The 18,720-nt window shown below is 72.2% G+C and carries 15 protein-coding genes; 4 read left to right on the top strand and 11 right to left on the bottom strand.

All coding sequences use genetic code 11. From position 1 onward, the window contains the following. The first annotated feature begins 131 nt into the window (after nucleotides 1–131). The gene (locus tag ACIRPT_RS32775; protein ID WP_403833762.1) at nucleotides 132–1,220 is read left to right on the top strand and encodes a DUF2637 domain-containing protein; all 1,089 of its coding nucleotides are present in this window, start codon (nucleotides 132–134) and stop codon (nucleotides 1,218–1,220) included. Between the two features lie 41 nt (nucleotides 1,221–1,261). On the opposite strand, the gene ACIRPT_RS32770 is transcribed toward ACIRPT_RS32775, so the two are convergent. After that, nucleotides 1,262–1,735, bottom strand: coding sequence for an ATP-binding protein (locus tag ACIRPT_RS32770; RefSeq protein ID WP_403833760.1), 474 nt, complete (start codon nucleotides 1,733–1,735; stop codon nucleotides 1,262–1,264). Between the two features lie 195 nt (nucleotides 1,736–1,930). Here ACIRPT_RS32770 and ACIRPT_RS32765 point away from each other — a divergent pair, with 195 nt between their 5' ends. Next, nucleotides 1,931–5,059, top strand: a complete 3,129-nt coding sequence (locus ACIRPT_RS32765; protein WP_403833758.1) for an alpha-mannosidase — start codon at nucleotides 1,931–1,933, stop codon at nucleotides 5,057–5,059. 21 nt (nucleotides 5,060–5,080) lie between these two features. Here the strand turns inward: ACIRPT_RS32765 and ACIRPT_RS32760 are convergent, their stop codons facing one another. After that, complete coding sequence (locus ACIRPT_RS32760; protein ID WP_403833756.1) at nucleotides 5,081–6,823, bottom strand: pyruvate dehydrogenase; 1,743 nt, start codon at nucleotides 6,821–6,823, stop codon at nucleotides 5,081–5,083. Nucleotides 6,824–7,158: 335 nt separating this feature from the next. Here ACIRPT_RS32760 and ACIRPT_RS32755 point away from each other — a divergent pair, with 335 nt between their 5' ends. Continuing rightward, a complete protein-coding gene (locus ACIRPT_RS32755) occupies nucleotides 7,159–7,641 on the top strand; it encodes a DUF456 domain-containing protein (RefSeq protein ID WP_403833754.1) in 483 nt (160 codons plus the stop codon). A 21-nt stretch (nucleotides 7,642–7,662) separates the two neighbouring features. Here ACIRPT_RS32755 and ACIRPT_RS32750 read toward each other — a convergent pair whose 3' ends face one another. The 3 genes from ACIRPT_RS32750 to ACIRPT_RS32740 all read right to left on the bottom strand — a co-directional run bounded on the left by ACIRPT_RS32750 (nucleotide 7,663) and on the right by ACIRPT_RS32740 (nucleotide 11,906). Next, nucleotides 7,663–9,132, bottom strand: a complete 1,470-nt coding sequence (locus tag ACIRPT_RS32750; RefSeq protein ID WP_403833881.1) for a DNA-3-methyladenine glycosylase 2 family protein — start codon at nucleotides 9,130–9,132, stop codon at nucleotides 7,663–7,665. Between the two features lie 134 nt (nucleotides 9,133–9,266). Next, nucleotides 9,267–10,442 carry a ribosome small subunit-dependent GTPase A gene (gene rsgA / locus ACIRPT_RS32745; RefSeq protein WP_403833752.1) on the bottom strand — a complete coding sequence of 392 codons (1,176 nt, stop codon included), beginning with the start codon at nucleotides 10,440–10,442 and terminating at the stop codon, nucleotides 9,267–9,269. Between the two features lie 273 nt (nucleotides 10,443–10,715). Next, nucleotides 10,716–11,906 (bottom strand): MFS transporter, encoded by a 1,191-nt coding sequence (locus ACIRPT_RS32740; protein WP_403833749.1) that lies wholly within the window; start codon nucleotides 11,904–11,906, stop codon nucleotides 10,716–10,718. A 177-nt stretch (nucleotides 11,907–12,083) separates the two neighbouring features. Here ACIRPT_RS32740 and ACIRPT_RS32735 point away from each other — a divergent pair, with 177 nt between their 5' ends. Beyond that, a complete protein-coding gene (locus ACIRPT_RS32735) occupies nucleotides 12,084–12,938 on the top strand; it encodes a helix-turn-helix domain-containing protein (protein ID WP_403833746.1) in 855 nt (284 codons plus the stop codon). Nucleotides 12,939–12,951: 13 nt separating this feature from the next. On the opposite strand, the gene ACIRPT_RS32730 is transcribed toward ACIRPT_RS32735, so the two are convergent. Genes ACIRPT_RS32730 through ACIRPT_RS32705 form a run of 6 tightly spaced genes read right to left on the bottom strand, consistent with a single transcriptional unit; the run spans nucleotide 12,952 to nucleotide 18,548 of the window. After that, the gene (locus tag ACIRPT_RS32730) at nucleotides 12,952–13,485 is read right to left on the bottom strand and encodes a flavin reductase family protein (RefSeq protein ID WP_403833743.1); all 534 of its coding nucleotides are present in this window, start codon (nucleotides 13,483–13,485) and stop codon (nucleotides 12,952–12,954) included. After that, complete coding sequence (locus tag ACIRPT_RS32725; protein ID WP_403833741.1) at nucleotides 13,479–14,666, bottom strand: acyl-CoA dehydrogenase family protein; 1,188 nt, start codon at nucleotides 14,664–14,666, stop codon at nucleotides 13,479–13,481. The genes ACIRPT_RS32730 and ACIRPT_RS32725 overlap by 7 nt, the downstream gene beginning before the upstream one ends. Nucleotides 14,667–14,681: 15 nt before the next feature. After that, on the bottom strand, nucleotides 14,682–15,842 hold the full coding sequence (locus ACIRPT_RS32720; RefSeq protein ID WP_403833739.1) for an acyl-CoA dehydrogenase family protein: 1,161 nt from the start codon (nucleotides 15,840–15,842) through the stop codon (nucleotides 14,682–14,684). Continuing rightward, nucleotides 15,839–16,102 (bottom strand): acyl carrier protein, encoded by a 264-nt coding sequence (locus ACIRPT_RS32715; RefSeq protein WP_403833737.1) that lies wholly within the window; start codon nucleotides 16,100–16,102, stop codon nucleotides 15,839–15,841. The genes ACIRPT_RS32720 and ACIRPT_RS32715 overlap by 4 nt, the downstream gene beginning before the upstream one ends. Next, nucleotides 16,099–17,763, bottom strand: coding sequence for an amino acid adenylation domain-containing protein (locus tag ACIRPT_RS32710; RefSeq protein ID WP_403833734.1), 1,665 nt, complete (start codon nucleotides 17,761–17,763; stop codon nucleotides 16,099–16,101). The genes ACIRPT_RS32715 and ACIRPT_RS32710 overlap by 4 nt, the downstream gene beginning before the upstream one ends. Then, nucleotides 17,760–18,548 carry an alpha/beta fold hydrolase gene (locus tag ACIRPT_RS32705; RefSeq protein ID WP_403833732.1) on the bottom strand — a complete coding sequence of 263 codons (789 nt, stop codon included), beginning with the start codon at nucleotides 18,546–18,548 and terminating at the stop codon, nucleotides 17,760–17,762. The genes ACIRPT_RS32710 and ACIRPT_RS32705 overlap by 4 nt, the downstream gene beginning before the upstream one ends. Nucleotides 18,549–18,720 lie beyond the last annotated feature (172 nt).

Below are 18,720 nucleotides of genomic sequence, written 5' to 3'. Positions count from 1 at the left end.
ATCACTCATCTGCCGCCCCCGGCACCCCCTTGGCGTTCTCTTGCCTCGAAACCCTCTGGGGGAGGGAGGAATTCCGCCAGGATGCCTCGCGAAACCGCGTATGCGAGGTACTCGAGGCAAGGAATCCCAGAATGAGAATGACCGACATATCGCTGGATTGGCTGGTTCCGGCGGTCCTGCTGATCGCGGCTGTCACGGCGGCCGTGGCGCTGGTCCTGCGCGGCAAACGCGCGGCCGGCCGGCCGGCAGATGACTCGTGGGAGCGGAGCGAGGAACGCCGACGGCGCAAGGAGGCCGTGTTCGCCTCGGCCTCCTATCTGCTGCTGTTCTGCTGCGCGGCGGTCGCCGCCGCGCTGTCCTTCCACGGCCTGGTCGGCTTCGGCGTGCAAAACCTCAGCCTCTCCGGGGGCTGGGAGTACTTGGTGCCGTTCGGGCTCGACGGTGCCGCGATGTTCTGCTCCGTACTGGCGGTGCGCGAGGCCAGCCACGGCGATGCGGCGCTCGGCTCCCGGATGCTGGTGTGGACGTTCGCGGGCGCCGCGGCGTGGTTCAACTGGGTGCATGCGCCGCGCGGACTGGACCACGCGGGCGCTCCGCAGTTCTTCGCCGGGATGTCGCTGTCGGCGGCCGTCCTCTTCGACCGGGCGCTCAAGCAGACCCGCCGGGCGGCGCTGCGCGAACAGGGCCTGGTGCCCCGTCCGCTGCCGCAGATCCGGGTCGTCCGCTGGCTGCGGGCCCCCCGCGAGACCTTCGGGGCCTGGTCGCTGATGCTGCTGGAGGGCGTACGGTCGCTGGACGAGGCGGTCGAGGAGGTACGGGAGGACCGCCGGGCGAAGGAGCAGCGGCGGCTGCGCCGTCGCGAGCAGGGCAAGCTCGACCGGGCCCGGATCAAGGCCATCAACCGGCAGCACCGTTCGTGGGGCATCGGCAGGGGCGGCGGCCGGCTGACCGTCACCCAGGCCACCGCGGGGGCCGCGGACATGGGCGACCGGGATTCCGCCATATCCACCGACCTTCCAGGACCCTTGCCCGCATCAGATTCGCCGGTGCGTTACCGCCCGGCCCTCAAGGCCGTGACCGGCACTGATCTCGGCACCACCGCCGTCGCGGCCGAGCCGCGCCGGACCGTGGACCTCACCGCCGAGGACGACACCCAGTCGCTGCCGCGGCTGGACTCCCTGGAGGAGAAGCTCGCCGCTATCGAGCAACGCTTCGCCTGACCGGTGGCGGACCGCGCCGACCCCACACCCCCGATGCCGGCTCAGGCCGGTCCGCCGCTCAGCTCGAACCACACGCTTTTGCCGACCCCGTGGGACCGTATGCCCCACGCGTCCGCTAAGGAGCGGACCAGCACCAGACCCCGGCCCGATGTCCCCTCGGTCGTCGGTGCCTTCGGCTCGGGGCGTCCCGAGACGAAGTCGCGTACCTCCACCCGCAGCCGGTCGCCGACCGTGGCGGTGACGACCGCGCCGCCCTCCGCATGGATCAGGGCATTGGTGACCAGCTCGCTGGTCAGCAGCGTGGCGACCTCCTCGACCTCACCGCTTCCCGGCCCTGCCCAGCAGCTCAGCAGCAGCCGCAGCTCGCGGCGCACCTCGCCGACCGCCCGCAGATCCGCATGCCGGACCTTGCGTCTGAGCACCCCCGGCGCTCGCGCGGCGATGGCCCCGCCCCCGCCCCGCTCGGTCGCTTCGTGCGCTCGGTCCCGTTCCTCGCGCCGCACAGGCTGACGCATGCTCTCCCCCGCCCCCGACAACGATCGGCGCTCTCCCTCGAACAGCCTCACGGTGATGCATGCCCATCGCACCAGGCGCCATGCTTCGTCTGACGCCTTACCGCGCCATGCGGAGCCCCGTTCTCCGATGGGTATGCCTCCGGTAACCGCAGGGACCGAACCCGGACAGATCCCGTACGCGCGAGAGGAGCCGCTGTGCACGACGACCGACTGCTGGTGGAGGGGCGTCTGGAGCGGGCGCTGGGGCAGTTCATCCGGCCCGCGCAGTACGCGGCGCGGGTGCCGCTGGAGCTGGCCGTGTGGCATGCGCCCGGGGAACCGAGGCCGGTGGCGGAGGCGCTGGGTGCCGCCTACGAGCCGTTCGCGGTGGGTGAGGCCTGGGGGCCGCCGTGGTCGACGAGCTGGTTCCGGCTGACGGGTGAGGTGCCCGGGGAGTGGGCGGGCCGGCGGGTGGAGGCGGTCATCGATCCCGGGTTCAGCGGCGACGGGCCCGGCTTCCAGGCGGAGGGGCTGGTCCACACGGCCGACGGCGTACCCCTCAAGGGGATCCATCCGCGCAACCGGCACATCCCCGTGGCCTCCCCCGCGCAGGGCGGCGAGCAGGTCCGGCTGCTGCTGGAGGCGGCCGCCAACCCGGCGGTGCTGCGCGACTTCCGCCCCACCGACCTCGGCGATGTCCGCACCGCTCCACAGCACCCCCTGTACCGCTTCGCCGGCGCGGATCTCGCCGTCCTCGACGAAACCGTCTGGCATCTCGTCCTGGACATCGAGGTGCTGTCGGAGCTGATGTCCGAGCTGCCCGTCGACCGCCCCCGCCGGCACGAGATCCTGCGGGCCCTGGAGGACCTGCTGGACGCGCTGGACCTGCACGACGTCGCGGGTACGGCGGCGGCCGGCCGGGCCGCGCTGGAGGACGTGCTGAGCCGCCCGGCCGCCGCCAGCGCCCATCGCCTCTCGGCCGCCGGGCACGCCCATATCGACTCCGCGTGGCTGTGGCCGCTGCGCGAGACCGTGCGCAAGGCCTCCCGCACCTTCGCCAATGTCACTCAACTGGCAACGGAATACCCGGAGTTGGTGTTCGCTTGCTCGCAGGCGCAGCAGTACGCATGGGTCAAGGAGCACCAGCCGCACATCTGGGCGCGCATCAAGGAGGCCGTACGGCGGGGCAACTGGGCGCCGGTCGGGTCGATGTGGGTGGAGTCCGACGCCAATATGCCCGGCGGTGAGGCGCTGGCCCGGCAGATCGTGCACGGCAAGCGCTTCTTCCTGGAGGAGCTGGGGGTGGAGACCGAGGAGATCTGGCTGCCGGACTCCTTCGGCTACACCGCGGCCTTCCCGCAGCTGGCGCGGCTGGCCGGGGTGCGGTGGTTCCTGACCCAGAAGCTGTCGTGGAACCAGAGCGACAAGATGCCGCACCACACCTTCTGGTGGGAGGGCATCGACGGCACCCGCGTCTTCACCCACTTCCCGCCCGTCGACACCTACAACTCGCAGCTCCACGGCCACGAACTCGCCCACGCCGAACGCAACTTCGCCGACAAGGGCCGCGCCACCCGCTCCCTGGTCCCCTTCGGCTGGGGCGACGGCGGGGGCGGGCCGACCCGCGAGATGCTGGAGCGGGCCCGCCGGCTGCGTTCCCTGGAGGGCTCACCGCGCGTCGCGATCGAGCCGCCGGCGCGCTTCTTCACGGCGGCGCACGAGGAGTACGGGGCGGCGGCGCCGGTCTGGTCGGGCGAGCTGTACCTCCAGTTCCACCGCGGGACCTACACCTCGCAGGCGAAGACCAAGCAGGGCAACCGGCGCAGCGAACATCTGCTGCGGGAGGCGGAGTTGTGGGCGGCCACGGCGGCGGTGCGGGGCGGGGACCGCGGGGCGTACGCCTACCCGTACGACGCCCTGGACCGGCTCTGGAAGACCGTTCTGCTGCATCAGTTCCACGACATCCTGCCGGGTTCGTCCATCGCCTGGGTGCACCGGGAGGCGCGGGCGACGTATGCGGCGGTGGCGGCGGAGCTGACGGAGATCATCGAGGGGGCGATCGGGGCGCTGGGCGGGGCGGGCGCCGGAGTGGCCGGGGTGCCGACGGTGTTCAATGCCTCGCCCTACGACCGGGAGGAGATCGTCGAGCTGCCGACGGGGGCGTCCGACGAGCGTGCCGCCGTCCCCGTCCATGTGCCCGCGCTGGGCTCGGCGACCGTCCGGCCGCCCGGCCCGCACTCCCCCACGCCGTCGCCGGCGTCCGTCCGCTCGAGCACCGACGCGGCGGGCACCGTCACGCTGGACAACGGACTGCTCCGCGTCCGCATCGACGCCGACGGCCTGCTGGCGTCCGTACGCGATCTGCACGCCGGACGCGAGGTCCTGGCCCCGGGCAGCCGCGGCAATCTGCTCCAGCTGCACCCGGACCATCCCAACAAGTACGACGCCTGGGACCTCGACCGGCACTACCGCCACCGGCACACCGATCTGTGCGACGCCGAGTCCGTCGAGCTGGTGACGGCCGGGCCGCTGGCCGCCACGGTGCGGGTGACCAGGGCATTCGGCGCCTCGCGCGTTTCCCAGGAGCTGACGCTGCGCGCCGGGTCCCGCCGCCTCGACGTCCTCACCGACATCGACTGGCACGAGTCCGAGAAGGTCCTCAAGGCCGCGTTCCCGCTGGATGTGCACGCCGAACGGTCCACCGCCGAGGTGCAGTTCGGCCATGTGCACCGCCCCACCCACACCAACACCAGCTGGGACGCGGCCCGTTTCGAGATCCCCGCGCACCGCTGGCTGCACGTCGCCGAGCCCGGTTACGGCGTGGCGCTGCTCAACGATTCGACGTACGGCCATGACGTCACCCGTACGCCGCACGCCCAGGGCCTGGGCACGACCGTACGGCTGACCCTGCTGCGGGCCCCGCACAGCCCGGATCCGGAGACCGACCAGGGCGCGCACCGTTTCACCTACGCGCTGCTGCCGGGCGCCGAGGTGGGCGACGCGGTCGCCGAGGGGCTCGCGCTCAACCTCCCCCTGCGTTCCGCCACCGCACCGCCCGTGCCGCCGCTGGTCCGCATCGACCACCCGGCCATCACGGTCGAGTCGGTCAAGCTCGCCGAGGACCGCAGCGGCGATGTGGTGGTGCGGCTGTACGAGTCCCGGGGCGGCCGGGCGAGGGGCACCCTCGCTCCGGGATTCCCGGTCGAACGGGCCACCGTGACCGATCTGCTGGAGCGTCCGCTGCGGGAGGAGGAGGCGGGTCCGACGTCCGACATCACGGTGGAGCTCCGCCCGTTCCAGATCCTGACGCTGCGACTGCGGCCGCAGAGCGGGCCCCGTGCCTGACCTCCCCGGCCGCCGTTGCCACTACATCCGGGGAATGTTGCGCAGGTTGGAGCGGGCCATCTGGAGCATCCGGCCGACCCCGCCCTCCAGCACGATCTTCCCGGCCGACAGCGCGAAGCCGGACACCATCTCCGCGCTGATCTTCGGCGGGATCGACAGGGCGTGGGGGTCGGTGACGATGTCCACCAGCGCCGGGCCGTTGTGCCGGAAGGCGTCGCGCAGGGCGCCGCGCAGCTGCTTGGGCTTCTCCACCCGGGCGCCGTGCGCGCCGGCCGCGCGGGCGATGGCGGCGAAGTCCGGGTTGCGGTTGGTGGTGCCGTAGGAGGGCAGGCCGGAGACCAGCATCTCCAGCTCCACCATGCCCAGGGAGGAGTTGTTGAACAGGACGACCTTCACCGGCAGGTCGTACTGGACCAGGGTGAGGAAGTCGCCCATCAGCATGGCGAACCCGCCGTCGCCCGACATCGAGACGACCTGCCGCCGGCGGTCGAGGAACTGCGCGCCGATCGCCTGCGGCAGGGCATTGGCCATCGAGCCGTGGCTGAACGAGCCGATCACCCGGCGGCGGCCGTTGGGGCTGAGGTAGCGGGCCGCCCAGACATTGCACATGCCGGTGTCGACGGTGAAGATCGCGTCGTCGGCGGCCTCCTCGTCCAGGACGGAGGCGACGTACTCGGGGTGGATCGGGGTGTGCTTCTCCACCTTGCGGGTGTAGGCCTTGACCACCCCCTCCAGCGCGTCGGCGTGCTTCTTCAGCATCCGGTCCAGGAACTTGCGGTTCGTCTTCGGCCGGACCTTGGGGATCAGACAGCGCAGCGTCTCGCGGACATCGCCCCATACCGCGAGGTCCAGCTTGGTGCGGCGGCCGAGGTGTTCGGGGCGGACGTCGACCTGGACGATGGTGACGTCGTCGGGGAGGAAGGCGTTGTAGGGGAAGTCGGTACCCAGCAGGATCAGCAGGTCGCACTCGTGGGTGGCCTCGTAGGCCGCGCCGTACCCGAGGAGCCCGCTCATGCCGACGTCGTAGGGGTTGTCGTACTGGATCCATTCCTTGCCCCGCAGCGCGTGCCCGACCGGGGCCTTCACCCGCTCCGCGAACTCCATCACCTCGGCGTGCGCGCCGGCCGTGCCGCTGCCGCAGAACAGCGTGACCTTCCCGGCCTCGTCGATCATCCGCGCCAGCTTGTCGATCTCGGAGTCTCCGGGGCGTACGGAGGGGCGCGAGGTGACCATGGCGTGCTCGACGGCGCGCTCGGGGGCCGGTTCGGCGGCGATGTCGCCGGGCAGGGAGACGACCGCGACACCGCTCTGGCCGATGGCGTGCTGGATGGCGGTCTGCAGGACGCGGGGCATCTGGCGGGTGCTGGAGATCAGTTCGCTGTAGTGGCTGCACTCGGCGAACAGCCGGTCGGGGTGGGTCTCCTGGAAGAAGCTGGTGCCGATCTCGCTGGAGGGGATGTGGGAGGCGAGGGCGAGCACCGGGGCCATCGAGCGGTGCGCGTCGTAGAGGCCGTTGATCAGATGCAGATTTCCCGGCCCGCAGGAGCCGGCGCAGGCGGCGAGCTTGCCGGTGAGCTGCGCCTCCGCCCCCGCGGCGAAGGCGGCCACCTCCTCGTGCCGGACCTGGATCCACTCGATGCCGGAGTTGCGCCGGATGGCGTCCACGACCGGATTCAGGCTGTCGCCGACGACTCCGTAGAGCCGCTGCACCCCCGCCCGCACCAGGATGTCGACAAACTGCTCGGCGACGGTCTGCTTGGGCATGGTGGCCGGCTCCTCCCGACGGTGCTGCGCCTCAGGTGGCTCTCGGCCCGCCTACCCGCCCGGCCACGACTCCCACACCCCTGCGGCCGTCCGGTCCTTCGCATGGCCCAGACGATGCGGCGCGGCCGGGTACTCCCGCCGCGCGGCGCCCGGCTCCGCCGCCGGGCCGCGCGGCGTGCCGTATCGGGTGGCCGGTGAGCCGCCGCGGTCCGCCGGAGCGCGCGTTGCTGCCGCGTCCGGCAGGCTTGGGCCATGAGAGAGCGCAGGACGGAGGTCCGCCCGGCCCTAGGCCCCCAGCCCCCGCTGGGAGGTGCCCCCAGGGGGAGAGCCGTCCCATGAGCGCCTGGCAGCTGGTCGCGGTCGGCCTGGTCCTGCTGCTCGGGCTGCTCGGGGTGCTGATGCCCGGCGTCCCCGGGCCGCTGATCGTATGGGCCGGGGTGCTGTGGTGGGCGATGACCGAGCAGACCGCCGTCGCCTGGACGGTGCTGATCGCGGCCACCGGTCTGCTGCTCCTCAACCAGGCCCTCAAATGGCTGCTTCCGGCCCGCAGTCTGCGCACCGCCGGCGCGCCGTACCGCACGCTGTTCCTGGCGGGTCTGGCCGGCATCGCCGGGTTCTTCGTGATTCCGGTCATCGGCGGCCCGCTGGGCGCCGTCGGCGGCCTCTACGTGCTCGAACGGGTGCGGCTCGGCGGCCATGGCGACGCCTGGGCCTCCACCCGTACGGTCATGCGGGCCATCGGCCTGAGCGTGCTGATCGAGCTGTTCGCCTGCCTGCTGGTGGTGGGGGCCTGGATGGGCGCCGTGCTCGCGAAGTGAGCGGCGTACGGCACCGCCGGCTCACGCGGCCGCCTCGCCCGCCCCCGGGATCTCCCCCTCCGCCCGCAGCCCGGCGCACCACAGATGATGCAGCGCATACGCTCCCCAGGGACGCCAGGCGTCCGCCGCCCCCGCAGCCCCTGCCACCCCGAGCCCGGCCGCCACGTCCGGGTCCCCCATCCCCCGCATCCGGATGTACGCCGCCACCCGCGGCCCGACGCCGGGAAGGGCGGCCAGCGCCCGTTCGGCGGCATTGCGGTCCGCGCCCGCGTCCAGCACGATCTCCCCGGCGGCGAGCGCGGCGCACAGTGCGCGCACCGGCGCCACGACCTCCGCGCCGGTCAGCGCGGCGGGCCCCGGAAAGAGATGGGTGAGCCCGCCGTCGGGCGCGTCCAGCGGCTTCCCGTACGTGCGCACCAGCTCCGCGGCGCGCTCCGGCGGCCCGCCCAGCACGGTCCGTACGGCCAGCTCCTCCGGATCCACGGCGCCGGGCGAACGCAGCCCGGGGCGCTGCGCCACCAAGGGGCCGAGCAGCGGATCGGCGCCCAGCCGCTCGGCGACGGCGTAGGGATCGGCATCGAGGTCGAAGAGGCGGCGCAGCCGCTGCACGGCCGTCGCCAGGTCCCGCAGATCCGTCAGCCGCAGCCGGCACTCCAGCCAGCCGCCGTCCGCGCCCCGGGCGGCGGGGCACACCAGCCCCGCGGGCGGGGTGCGCCGCGGCCGCGCGCCGCCGAATTCGTCGATCTCGGCGATGCCGGTGCCGTAGTCGAGCCGCAGCGTACGGCGGTAGGTGCGGCGGCCGCGTACGCCCCGTATCTCCTCGACGCCCGGCACCGCCCGTACCTGTAGGAAGTCGAACATCTCGGCCTCGGCGCACGGGCCCCGGTAGGACAGCCGCACCGGAATTTCGCCGGCCGCGCTGCGCGCCGCGCCCCGGAGGGCGGCCGCCCGCAGTTCGCTGGGCGTCCCGGCGTAGATCTCCCGCATCGTGTCGTTGAACTGCCGGATGCTGGCGAACCCGGCCGCGAAGGCCAGCTCGGTGACCGGCAGCCCGGTGGTCTGGAGCAGCATCCGGGCGGTGTGCGCCCGGCGGGCGCGGGCCAGCGCCATCGGGCCGGCGCCGAGCTCCGCGGTCAGCTGCCGCTGCACCTGTCGCGCGCTGTACCCCAGCCGCCGCGCCAGTCCTCCGACGCCCTCCCGGTCGACCACTCCGTCCCCGATGAACCGCATGGCGCGGCCGACGAGGTCGGCCCGTACGTTCCACTCCGCCGACCCGGGCACGGCGTCCGGCCGGCACCGCCGGCAGGCCCGGAACCCGGCGGCCTGCGCGGCCGCCGCCGACGGGAAGAACCGCACATTGACCCGCTTGGGAGTGACCGCGGGGCAGCTCGGCCGGCAGTAGATGCCCGTGGTCCGCACCGCGAAGAAGAACTCCCCGTCGAACCGCGCATCCCGGCTGGACACCGCTTCGTACCGGGCCTCGTCATTCATCACGTCGTTGCGCACGACCTCAGTCTGCGCCGCCGGCACCGCCACCACTGGCGGAAAGCGGACACGGCGCTGGCACGACGCCCGGCGGCTGCCGGGGCCCGGCGCGCGCCGGGCCCCGACGGGGTCGGCTTCCGCTACCTGCGCGAACCCCGCTTCCGTTCGCCCATGTGCCGGCCCAGCGCCTGCTTCTGCTTCCAGTCCCGCCGGATCTCCGCCCGCACCCGGGCGTCCGTCTTCGCCACGATGCGCAGGTTCTCGCGCCGCAGCTTCCGGAAGCTCTCCAGCCTGCGCTCGGGCAGCGCCCCGCTCTCGATGGCCGCCAGCACCGCGCAGCCCGGCTCCGACTCATGGGCGCAGTCGGGAAAACGGCACTCCTCGGCCAGCTCCTCGACCTCCGCGAACGTCCGCGCCAGCCCGGCCCCGGCATCCCACATCCCGACGCCGCGCAGCCCCGGTGTATCGATCAGCACCCCGCCCCACGGCAGCGCCAGCAGATCCCGCGTGGTGGTGGTGTGCCGCCCCTTGCCGTCGCGGTCGCGGATCGCCTGCACCTCCTGGACGTACGTCCCGACCAGGGCGTTGGCCAGCGTGGACTTCCCCGCGCCGGACTGCCCCAGCAATGCGGAGGTACGGCCCGCGAGCGCCGCGGTCAGCGCCTCGATGCCGTCCCCCGTGGCCGCGCTCACCGCCAGCACCTGCACGCCGGGAGCCGCCGTTGCCGCATCCGCGACCAGATGCGCCAGCCCGGCCGGGTCCGGGACCAGATCCGCCTTGGTCAGTACCACCAGGGGCTGCGCCCCGCTCTCCGGGGAGGGCGCGGCCCCGGGCAGCGGCCCCTGACCGCCCGCGCCGGACATCGCGAGCGCGAGGAAGCGCTCGATCCGGCCGAGGTCGAGCGGGTCCGCGAGCGAGACGCAGATGACGATGGTGTCGATGTTTGTGGCCAGCACCTGGCCCTCGGAGCGCTTCGAGGACGTGGACCGTACGAATGCCGTGCGGCGGGGCAGCAACGCCCGTACGACACCGTCGATTTGGTCGCCACCCCGGCCGTTCTCCAGGTCGATCACGGCCCAGTCGCCGGTGCACGGCACCCGCATCGGGTCGCTGGTCGCCACCAGCGCCGTATCGGCCAGAACGGTCCGGATGCCGTCGCCGTCCGGCACGACGACGTCCACACGCCCGCGGTCCACGCGGACGATCCGGCCGGGCACGAACCCCTGCCCGGCAAAGGGGAGAAAACTCTCCGCGAATCCGTCGTCCCAGCCGTAGGCGGTCAGCGGATGCGCAGCGGAGAAGGTGAGGTCGAACAACGGGATGACCCTTCGAGAAGAAGCGGTCCCGGCCACGCGCAGCACGCGCGAGAAGAGATGAGGAAGGTCGAGTCAGCCGGAGACCACGGGGGTGGGATGGATGATCTTCTGAATGCGGGCAACGCCCATCACTGCGACAGTCATCGCTACTCACCTCCCGGTTCCTCGAAAACGGCCGACGACGGCGGCTTGTGTGCCCCGTCCGCAACGTCGCCGATGCTAGACCGGCGCGCGTGAGCGGCGCCAACCATTTTTCGACCCGCCTCCGGAGCGTCAGCGGTACCGGGCCCGCCCCCACGCGGCCGCGATTGTCAGAGGGACCGTCAGGACGGCGGCGATCAGGAAGAGGAGGCCGTACCGGTGGTCGCCGGCGGCGCCGGCCGTCAGGCTGCCGACGAGCGCGCTGCCCCCGTAGAGGCTCACTCCGAACATCGCCACGCCGGTGGCCCTGGCCGTGGGGGCCAGCACCGTCGCCCACGACTGGATCGTGGTGTGCATGAACGACCAGCCGCCGCCGAGCAGCAGCGCGGTGACCACCAGCGCCGGGAGGGACTGGCTCACCGTGGCGACGGCATAGGCCGCGGCGGCCTGGGTCCCGCCCGCGACGATCAGCATGGCCGGGCTCCACTGTCCCACCAGCTTCTTGACCAGCTGAGCGAAGCCCATGGCGCCCACGCCGTACAGCGCCGACGCCGCGCCGGCCACCGCGGCCGGCACCCCCCGCGCCTCCAGTGCGGGTGCCAGATACGTCAGGAAGCCCAGCAGCACGGCCCCTTCGACCAGGGCGACGCCCATGACGAACCACATCCACCGCGATGCCAGCACGATGCGGAACGGAGCCAGCAGGGCGCCGGAGGGCTCCCGCGCCGGCTCGGCGAGGCGGCGCAGCGCCCAGGCGAGGTAGGCGGCGAGCAGCCCCGGCAGCAGGAAGACCAGACGCCAGCTGACATAGTGCGCCAGCGCTCCGGCCACGACCGTGCCGAGAGCCGTACCGAGCGAGAAGGCGGTCATCAGGTCGCTGAGCGGGCGCTGGCGGACCTGGGCGGGGACGACGTCGCCGACGTAGCTGAGCGAGGCGGGTACGCAGGCGGCGAAGCAGGCCCCGGATATGGCGCGGGCCCCGATCAGGATCGGGGCGTTCGGCGCGAGCGTGGAGATCACCGAGGCCACCGTCCCTGCCGTCAGGGAGAGCCGCATCACGTGGACCCGGCCCAACCGGTCGCTGGCCAGTCCCCACACCGGCTGCATCAGTCCGTAGCACAGGAAGTAGACGCTGGCCGCGAGTACCACCGTCGACATATCGGTGCCGAGCCGGGCCGCGATGATCACCAGCATCGGCGAAATACAGAAGCGGTCGAAGTTGCTGACGAGCCCGGCGGAGCGCAGCAGCCGGAGCGAACGGCGCGAGAGGGCGGGCACTTCGGGACGGGTGGACGTGGCGGATGTGGCGGATGTGGCGGACACGAGGTGTCACTCCTTTCGGCGCCCGGGATGTCCCCCGGGCCCTTTCAAGATCACCACTTGGGCCGTCCGGATTTCCCCCTCAGCCGATGACGATCGCTCACACTTTGCTCAGCGGGGCATGGGTGTGCCGTGCACGGCGGATGCCGGACAGCCGAGGAGCAAGGAGAGGCGGACGCGATGAGCGTCGTGCGGCCGGGAGCCGGCCAGGGGACTACGGCGAGTGCGCTGCGCAGAGAGCTCGGCGCCTTCCTGCGCTCCCGTCGGGAGCGACTGGCCCCCGCCGAGGTGGGCCTGACGGTGTCGCAGCGCCGGCGCACCCCGGGTCTGCGCCGGGACGAGGTGGCCGAGCTGGCCGGGATCAGCAGCTCCTGGTACGCGTGGCTGGAGCAGGGGCGGGTGCGTACCTCGGAGCAGGTGCTGCGTTCGGTGGCGCGGGCGCTTCGGCTGGACGCGGCGGAGACCGCGCATGTCCTCTCCTTCGTCGAGGACGCCCCGGCCGCCGGGGATCAGCCGCCCGGCTGGGTCTCGCGCAACCTGCTGTCTCTGGTGGAGTCGGTCACGCCGAATCCGGCGGCCGTCATCGACCCGCACTGGGACCTACTGGCCTGGAACGCCGGCTACGCGGCGCTGCTCACCGACCCCGCGCGCCTGCCTCCCAAGCGGCGCAATCTGCCGTGGCTGGTGTTCCGCTGGGCACCGGCCCGCGATCTGATCGTGAACTGGGAGGCGGAAGCGCGCTACCTGCTGGGGCAGTTCCGTGCCAACGCGGCCCGTCATCCCGACGACCGCCGGTACGCCGAGATCGTCGGCGAGATCACCCAGGACCCGGACGCGGCCCGCTGGTACGAGCGGCGGGAGACGGCCGTCTACCAACCGGCGGTGCGGCATTTCCGGCATCCCGTCGCCGGTGAACTGCGGTTGCGTTACGTGAAGTTGGCCGCCGTCGACGAGCCCGGTCATCACTTCCTGTGCTATCTGCCCGATGACCGGGACGCCGAGGCTGCGGTGCGCAGGCTCACCGCGGACGGGTGAACGCGGGGCGCCGTCAGTCCGACCATGCCGCATAGCGGCGTCTGCCGTACAGGAGCGGCCCGGGGCCGGGCGGGTCGCAGGCGTCGGTCCACATCACCTCGCCGATGACGATCGTGTGGTCCCCCGCCGGATGGAGCCGGTCGACGCGACACTGCGCGAGGGTGTGCGAGTCCTCCCGCAGCAGGGGAAGCCCGCTTACGGGAGCCCGCTGCCAGGGCACCGCCGCGAACCGCCCGGCCGTCCGGCCGGCGAACGCCTCGGCCGACCTCCGCCCCTCGCCGTGCAGGAGGTTGACGACGAACTCTCCACGCTCCACGAGCACCGGAAGCGTGCTGCCCGTGTTCGACGCGCACACCAGCAGCAGCGGCGGGTCGAGGGACACCGAGCACAGCGCGGTGCAGGTGAAGCCGTAGGGAACACCGGCCTCGTCCGCCGTGGTGACGACGGCCACGGACCCGGCGTGGGAACTCATCAGGGCCCGGAACGCTTCGGGGGTGACCGTCCGCCCGAGCGCGGCCGAGGCCCTCGAGGACAGGGGCGTCACCATGAGAAGGCCCGCGCGTCGTAGAGGTTGACGCCGACCGCCGCCTTGCCGAGGTACTCCAGGCAGTCGTACGGCTTGGCGGGCATCACCGACGAGAACGACGCCTCGCGGATCAGCCGCTCCAGCGGCGCGGACTTGGCGACCGCCGCCGAACCGCATACCCGCACCGCGTCCCGGCCCAGCTCGGGGCCCACCTCGCCAACGATGTACTTCGCGGCGTGCACCATGGCGTTGGCCTCCAGACTGCCGCGCTCGCTGTCGATGTGGTCGCCCGCCTCGTGCACCAGCGCGCGGGCCGCGCGCAGCCGGGCGGACATCCGTCCCAGGTCGTGCTGGATGACGGGATTGCCGGCGCGCTGCGGCGAGGCGGTGACGTACTCCACGGTCCAGCGGAAGATGGCCTCCGCGATGCCCAGGTAGGCGCCGGTGTAGCCGGCGGTCATCCAGTGCGGCTCGCGGACGAGCTTGAACAGTGACATGCCCTCGACGCCGAGGTAGAGGCGGGAACGCGGGAGGGTCACGGCGTCCAGTCTCATCCCGGCCGTGCTGGTGCCGTTCATCGCGGCCAGGCTGTGGACCCGGCCGAAGCTGACGCCCGGGTCGTCGGCGGCGACGACGAAGTGCGAGACCTCGCTGGTGTCCTCGCCACCGTGCGGGCGGGCCGCCACGACGTAGTAGTCGGCGGCACCGGCCAGCGAGACAAAGGACTTCTCGCCGTCCAGGACGTAGTGCTCGCGGTCTGCGGTGAGGCGGTAGCTGGTGCGCATCCCGCGCAGCTTTGCGCCGTTGCCCGCCTCCGAGACGGCGGAGGCGAACATCTTGTGGCCGTTGACGACTTCGTCGAAGACCCAGGAGCGGAAGGTCTCCGCTGCCTGGGGCAGTGGCGTCCCCGCGGTCTCGGCCAGGGCACCGATGACCACATTGTGCATGTTGTAGCCGAGGGCGGCGGCGCCGTTGTGCACGCCCAGTTGTTCCAGGACTCGCGAGTAGGCGCCGAAGCCGAGCCCGGCGCCGCCGGCCTCGCGCGGGATGAGCAGGCCCAGGAGCCCGGCTTCGCGCAGGATGCGGTAGGCCTCGTGGCCGTTGGAGCGTCCGGCGTCCACGTCGGCAGCCAGCGGTGCGAGGGTTTCGCCCGTCCGGTCGGCGAGCTTGAGGAGATCGTCCGTGTTGGTTGGCAGCGTCATCGGTGTCCTTTGGGGTCAGTTCTCGACCGGGAGGCCGAATTGGCGGGCAATGCCCACCCGCAGCAGGTCGTTGGGGCCCGCGTAGGTCAGCGCGGCCATCGGGCTGTGCAGGTCGGCCGGGAGTGCGGAGTCGGCGATGAAGGCCCGGACGCCCGAGAGCGCTGTGGCGTGCTCGGTCAGCCGGATGTAGTCCTCGGATATCGAGACCTTGGTGAGCGCGGCGTCGGCCGCCAGTTGCCTGGCGGGCGTCCCGGCATCCAGCCGGGCGGCCAACGCGTACACCTGCACGCGGGAGCGGTGCAGCGCCAGCGCCATCTCGCTGACCCGGGAGGCCACCTGGTGGCTGGATCCCATGGGGCGCCCGAAGTGGCTGCGCTCCCCGGCCCATTCGACGATGCGGCGCAGTGTGCGGCGCATGGGGCCGAGAGCGTAGCCGAGCAGCACGGCGCGCTCCCAGGCGGTGGTGGACGCCATCACCGCCAGGCCCGAACCCTCCTCGCCGATCAGCGAACCGGACGGCAGTCGGACACCGTCGAAGGTCAGCTCTCCCATGGGTACGTGCGCAAGGGCGGTCTTCTCGAAGGGCTCGCTCCGGGTCACGCCCGGGAGGCCGAGCGGCAGGAGGAACGCGGAGAGCGCGAAGGGGTGGCGGCCCTCGGCCGTGCGGGCGAAGACGATCGCGCCGTCGGCGACCGGCGCGGCGGTGATGAAGGTCTTGGCGCCGTCCAGCACATAGCCCTCGCCGTCCCGCCGGGCGACGGTGTCCATCGACAGCGGATCGCTGCCGCCGCCGCGCTCGGTCAGCGCGTGGCACAACAGCGAGCGGCCGTCCTGGATGTGCGCGACCGCCGCCCAGTCGTCCTCGGGCAGCAGGGCGCGCAGCGGGAACTCCATGCCGAACACCTGGGACGCCAAGGCGTAGCAGACACCCGGATCGAGGCCGGCCAGCCCGATTCCCTCGATTCCGGCAAGGGCACGGGTGACCGGTCCGGGATCTGCGGTCCCCTCCTCGGCGAGGCGCAGGACACCGAGGTCGGCCATGGCCTCCCACTGTGTGCGGAAGTCCTTGTCGCGCACCTGCGCGATGACCGGTTCGGCCCTTTCCCGGTACGTGTCGACGAGGGCCTCGGTCTCTTCGGTGCCGGACCGCAGCAGCCGGTCCACGGGCGCGGTCACTGCGCGGCTCGCTCAGGGAGGCTCTGGATGACCGCCCACAGTGCCTTGGGGGTACGGAAGTTGGCGGCCACTATCTCGGTGTCGGGCAGCGCGATCCCGGGCCCCGCGTCCAGGGCCGTGACGATCTCCATGATGGCCAGCGAGTCCAGCAGGCCCATCTCCAGCAGGGGCGTGTCGGCCGTCAGCTGCTGCGGGTCCTCGCCCCGGCCCCGAGTGATCTTGCTGCCGATCAGGGCGCAGAGGTCCTCGACGCTGTTCATACGGGCATCTCCTTGGTGTCGGCGTTCTTGGCGCTGTCGGTGTTCTTCGCGTGGTCGGTGAGCTCGATGTGCTCGGTAGCGCTCAGGGCGAGGCGGTCGACCTTGCCCCGGGAGGTGGTCGGCAGCGCCGCCACCAGAACCACCCGGTCCGGCAGCATCCGCTGGGGAAGGACCGCGCGCAGGCCGGCCAGCAGGCTTCGCTCCGTGGCCTGCGGGTCGCGGGTCTGGACGTAGGCCCAGATCTCGCCGCGGTGCCCGCCGGCCTTGGCGACGACGGCGGTGGTGGCGACTTGCGGGAGTTCGAGGACGGCGCTTTCGACGTCGAGCAAATCGATACGGTGGCCGCGCCGCTTGACCTGGGAATCGCGCCGTCCCCGCAGGAAGACGCGGCCGTCTTCGTCGATCCGGCCCAGGTCGCCGGTGGCGTAGGCGCGGCGCGAGGTACCGTCGCGGAACGGCACGGTGACCGTGGGGTCGCGCAGTTCGCCGCCTTGCAGATATCCCTGGAACACGGTGGGCCCGGCGACGTGGATCTCCCCCTCGCCGTCGGTGGGGAGCCCGTCCTCGTCCAGCACTTCCAGCATGTCGCCCGGGATGGGGCGGCCGATGCTCAGCTCCTGGTCGGCACTCCAGTCGGGCGGCACCCGCAGATGGGTGCAGACGTTGGTCTCGGTGGGGCCGTAAAGGTTGTGGAAGGGGATGCGCTCGCCCATCAGCGCCAGGTAGTCCTGGAGGAGCTGGGGGACGAACGGCTCTCCGGCGAAGGCGGCCACACGCAGTGCGGGCGGCAGGCCGTCCTCGGCGATCCCGCCCTGCTGGAGCATGCCGTGGTAGAGGGAGGGCACGGCGTAGAACGCGGTGATCTTCTGCTCGCGGAGCCAGCCGACGACATCGCGCGGGAAGGCGCGCAGCAGGTCCGGCATCAGGACGGCACAGGCACCCGTGGCGGCGGCACTGAACAGGTCGAAGGTGGTGAGGTCGAAACTGAGCGAGGCCTGCGAGCCGATGCGGTCGGTCTCGGTGAGGCCCAGCTCTCTGGCGGCCCAGAGCGCGAAGTGCGCGACGTTGGTGTGCGAGAGCAGGGCACCCTTCGGCCAGCCGGTGCTGCCGGAGGTGAAGAGGATGTAGCCCCCTTGGCCCGAGGGCTCGGGCAGCGGCGCCGAGCGGGCTTCCGGGGCGAGCAGGCTCACCCAGTTCAGCCCGTGGTCCAGGACCCCTCCGGTGTGTTCGGAGGCGCCGGTGGCCTCGGCGGCGGCCCGGTGGCAGGCGGGGAGGGCGCGGTCGGGGGTGAGCAGGGTGGAGATGCCGGCGTTGCGGACCATGCGGGCGGTGCGCGTCGGGGGATCCGCGGGGTCGAGCGGGGCCACTACCGCCCCGGCCCTCAGCCCGGCATAGATCGCGAGCACGGCCGCCGGAGACTTGGCGGCGTACACCCCGATCCGGTCTCCCGGCGCCAGCCCGGCCGCGGCGAGCTGCCAGGCCAACGCCTCGACGGTGGCCTCGAGTTCGGCGTAGGTGAGGCTCTGCCCCGCCCCGGAGAGCGCCGGGCGGTCCGGGTGGAGCTTGGCGGCCCTGGCCAGGAGGCCGTCCAGCCTGATCTCGTCGAGGGCATCGGTGCGCGGCGCGGCGTTCACCGAGTTCGCTGAGTGTGCGGAGCTCATGCGCGCACCTCCTCGGGACGGGGGCCGGGCGCGTGTTCGGCAAGGAAGGTGCGGATGGCGCCGACGATGAGTTCGGGGTCGTCGGCCATGTGCTGGTAGTGGCCGGCCCCTTCGGGTATCAGGCGCCGTACGGGCCCGGACAGCGCGCGCTCCGCGGCGTCGAGCTGGCCGAGCGTGCCGTACTCGTCCTGGTCACCCTGGATCAGCAGGGCAGGGACGGTGGTGTCGATGTCGCCCTCGATGTTCCAGTCGCTGAACCCGGGGGACAGCCAGACACCGCTCCAGCCCACCACGACGGACCGCGGGTCCTCGTGCATCATCGCCACCCTCTTGGCGAAGGGACCCCCGTCCTCGAAGGACGCGCGGGCCGACGCGATGCCCCGCAGGGTCGATTGCTCGCAATACAGGTGCGGGCCCAGGGCGATGACCGCCTCGACGGGTCGGATCGAGGCGTACAGCAGAGCCATGGAGCCCCCGTCGCTGTGCCCGACGAGTACGGGGTTCTCGACCCCGAGCAGGTCCAGCAGCTCGGGGAGCTTCTCCTGGCCCTCCTCGTGTATGTAACGCGGGGTACGCGGCAGTTTCGCCGGGCCCGAAAAGCCGTTGCCGTGGCGGGAGAACAGCAGCCCGCGACGACCGGTCTCCGCTGCGAGAAGCCTGGGGAACCGGTTCCAGGTGGCGATCGAACCGGTGCCTCCGTGCAGAAAGACCAAGGGGGCGAGATCCGGGTCACCGTCGAGGAAAACGTACTCGATGGGCCCGTTTCGCGTTTCAACTACAGGCATGCCAATACCTTCCTCAAGGGTTGGTAAAAAGACGTGTGATTTCATGCCGGGTCACGCGAGAACGACGAATCGACTATCCGGCGAGCGAGACACCGAGAGCGAGGTGGATCTTTGGCCTGAAAGCGCCTCTGCGGGAAAGCGAGCCGCCACCCGCGGGGCAGTTCATTAACGG

Source organism: Streptomyces sp. NPDC101227 (genome assembly GCF_044767545.1).
GTDB lineage: Bacteria > Actinomycetota > Actinomycetes > Streptomycetales > Streptomycetaceae > Streptomyces.
The sequence above is the reverse complement of the archived record's forward strand: the minus strand, read 5'-3'. Positions and strand labels throughout refer to the sequence as shown.

Coding starts and splice junctions, on each gene's coding strand:
- ACIRPT_RS32710 (WP_403833734.1), bottom strand. CDS start 17,763: ATGAGCTCCGCACACTCAGCGAACTCGGTGAACGCCGCGCCGCGCACC.
- ACIRPT_RS32725 (WP_403833741.1), bottom strand. CDS start 14,666: ATGACGCTGCCAACCAACACGGACGATCTCCTCAAGCTCGCCGACCGG.
- ACIRPT_RS32715 (WP_403833737.1), bottom strand. CDS start 16,102: ATGAACAGCGTCGAGGACCTCTGCGCCCTGATCGGCAGCAAGATCACT.
- ACIRPT_RS32770 (WP_403833760.1), bottom strand. CDS start 1,735: ATGCGTCAGCCTGTGCGGCGCGAGGAACGGGACCGAGCGCACGAAGCG.
- ACIRPT_RS32775 (WP_403833762.1), top strand. CDS start 132: ATGAGAATGACCGACATATCGCTGGATTGGCTGGTTCCGGCGGTCCTG.
- ACIRPT_RS32730 (WP_403833743.1), bottom strand. CDS start 13,485: ATGGTGACGCCCCTGTCCTCGAGGGCCTCGGCCGCGCTCGGGCGGACG.
- ACIRPT_RS32760 (WP_403833756.1), bottom strand. CDS start 6,823: ATGCCCAAGCAGACCGTCGCCGAGCAGTTTGTCGACATCCTGGTGCGG.
- ACIRPT_RS32735 (WP_403833746.1), top strand. CDS start 12,084: ATGAGCGTCGTGCGGCCGGGAGCCGGCCAGGGGACTACGGCGAGTGCG.
- ACIRPT_RS32705 (WP_403833732.1), bottom strand. CDS start 18,548: ATGCCTGTAGTTGAAACGCGAAACGGGCCCATCGAGTACGTTTTCCTC.
- ACIRPT_RS32755 (WP_403833754.1), top strand. CDS start 7,159: ATGAGCGCCTGGCAGCTGGTCGCGGTCGGCCTGGTCCTGCTGCTCGGG.
- ACIRPT_RS32750 (WP_403833881.1), bottom strand. CDS start 9,132: ATGAATGACGAGGCCCGGTACGAAGCGGTGTCCAGCCGGGATGCGCGG.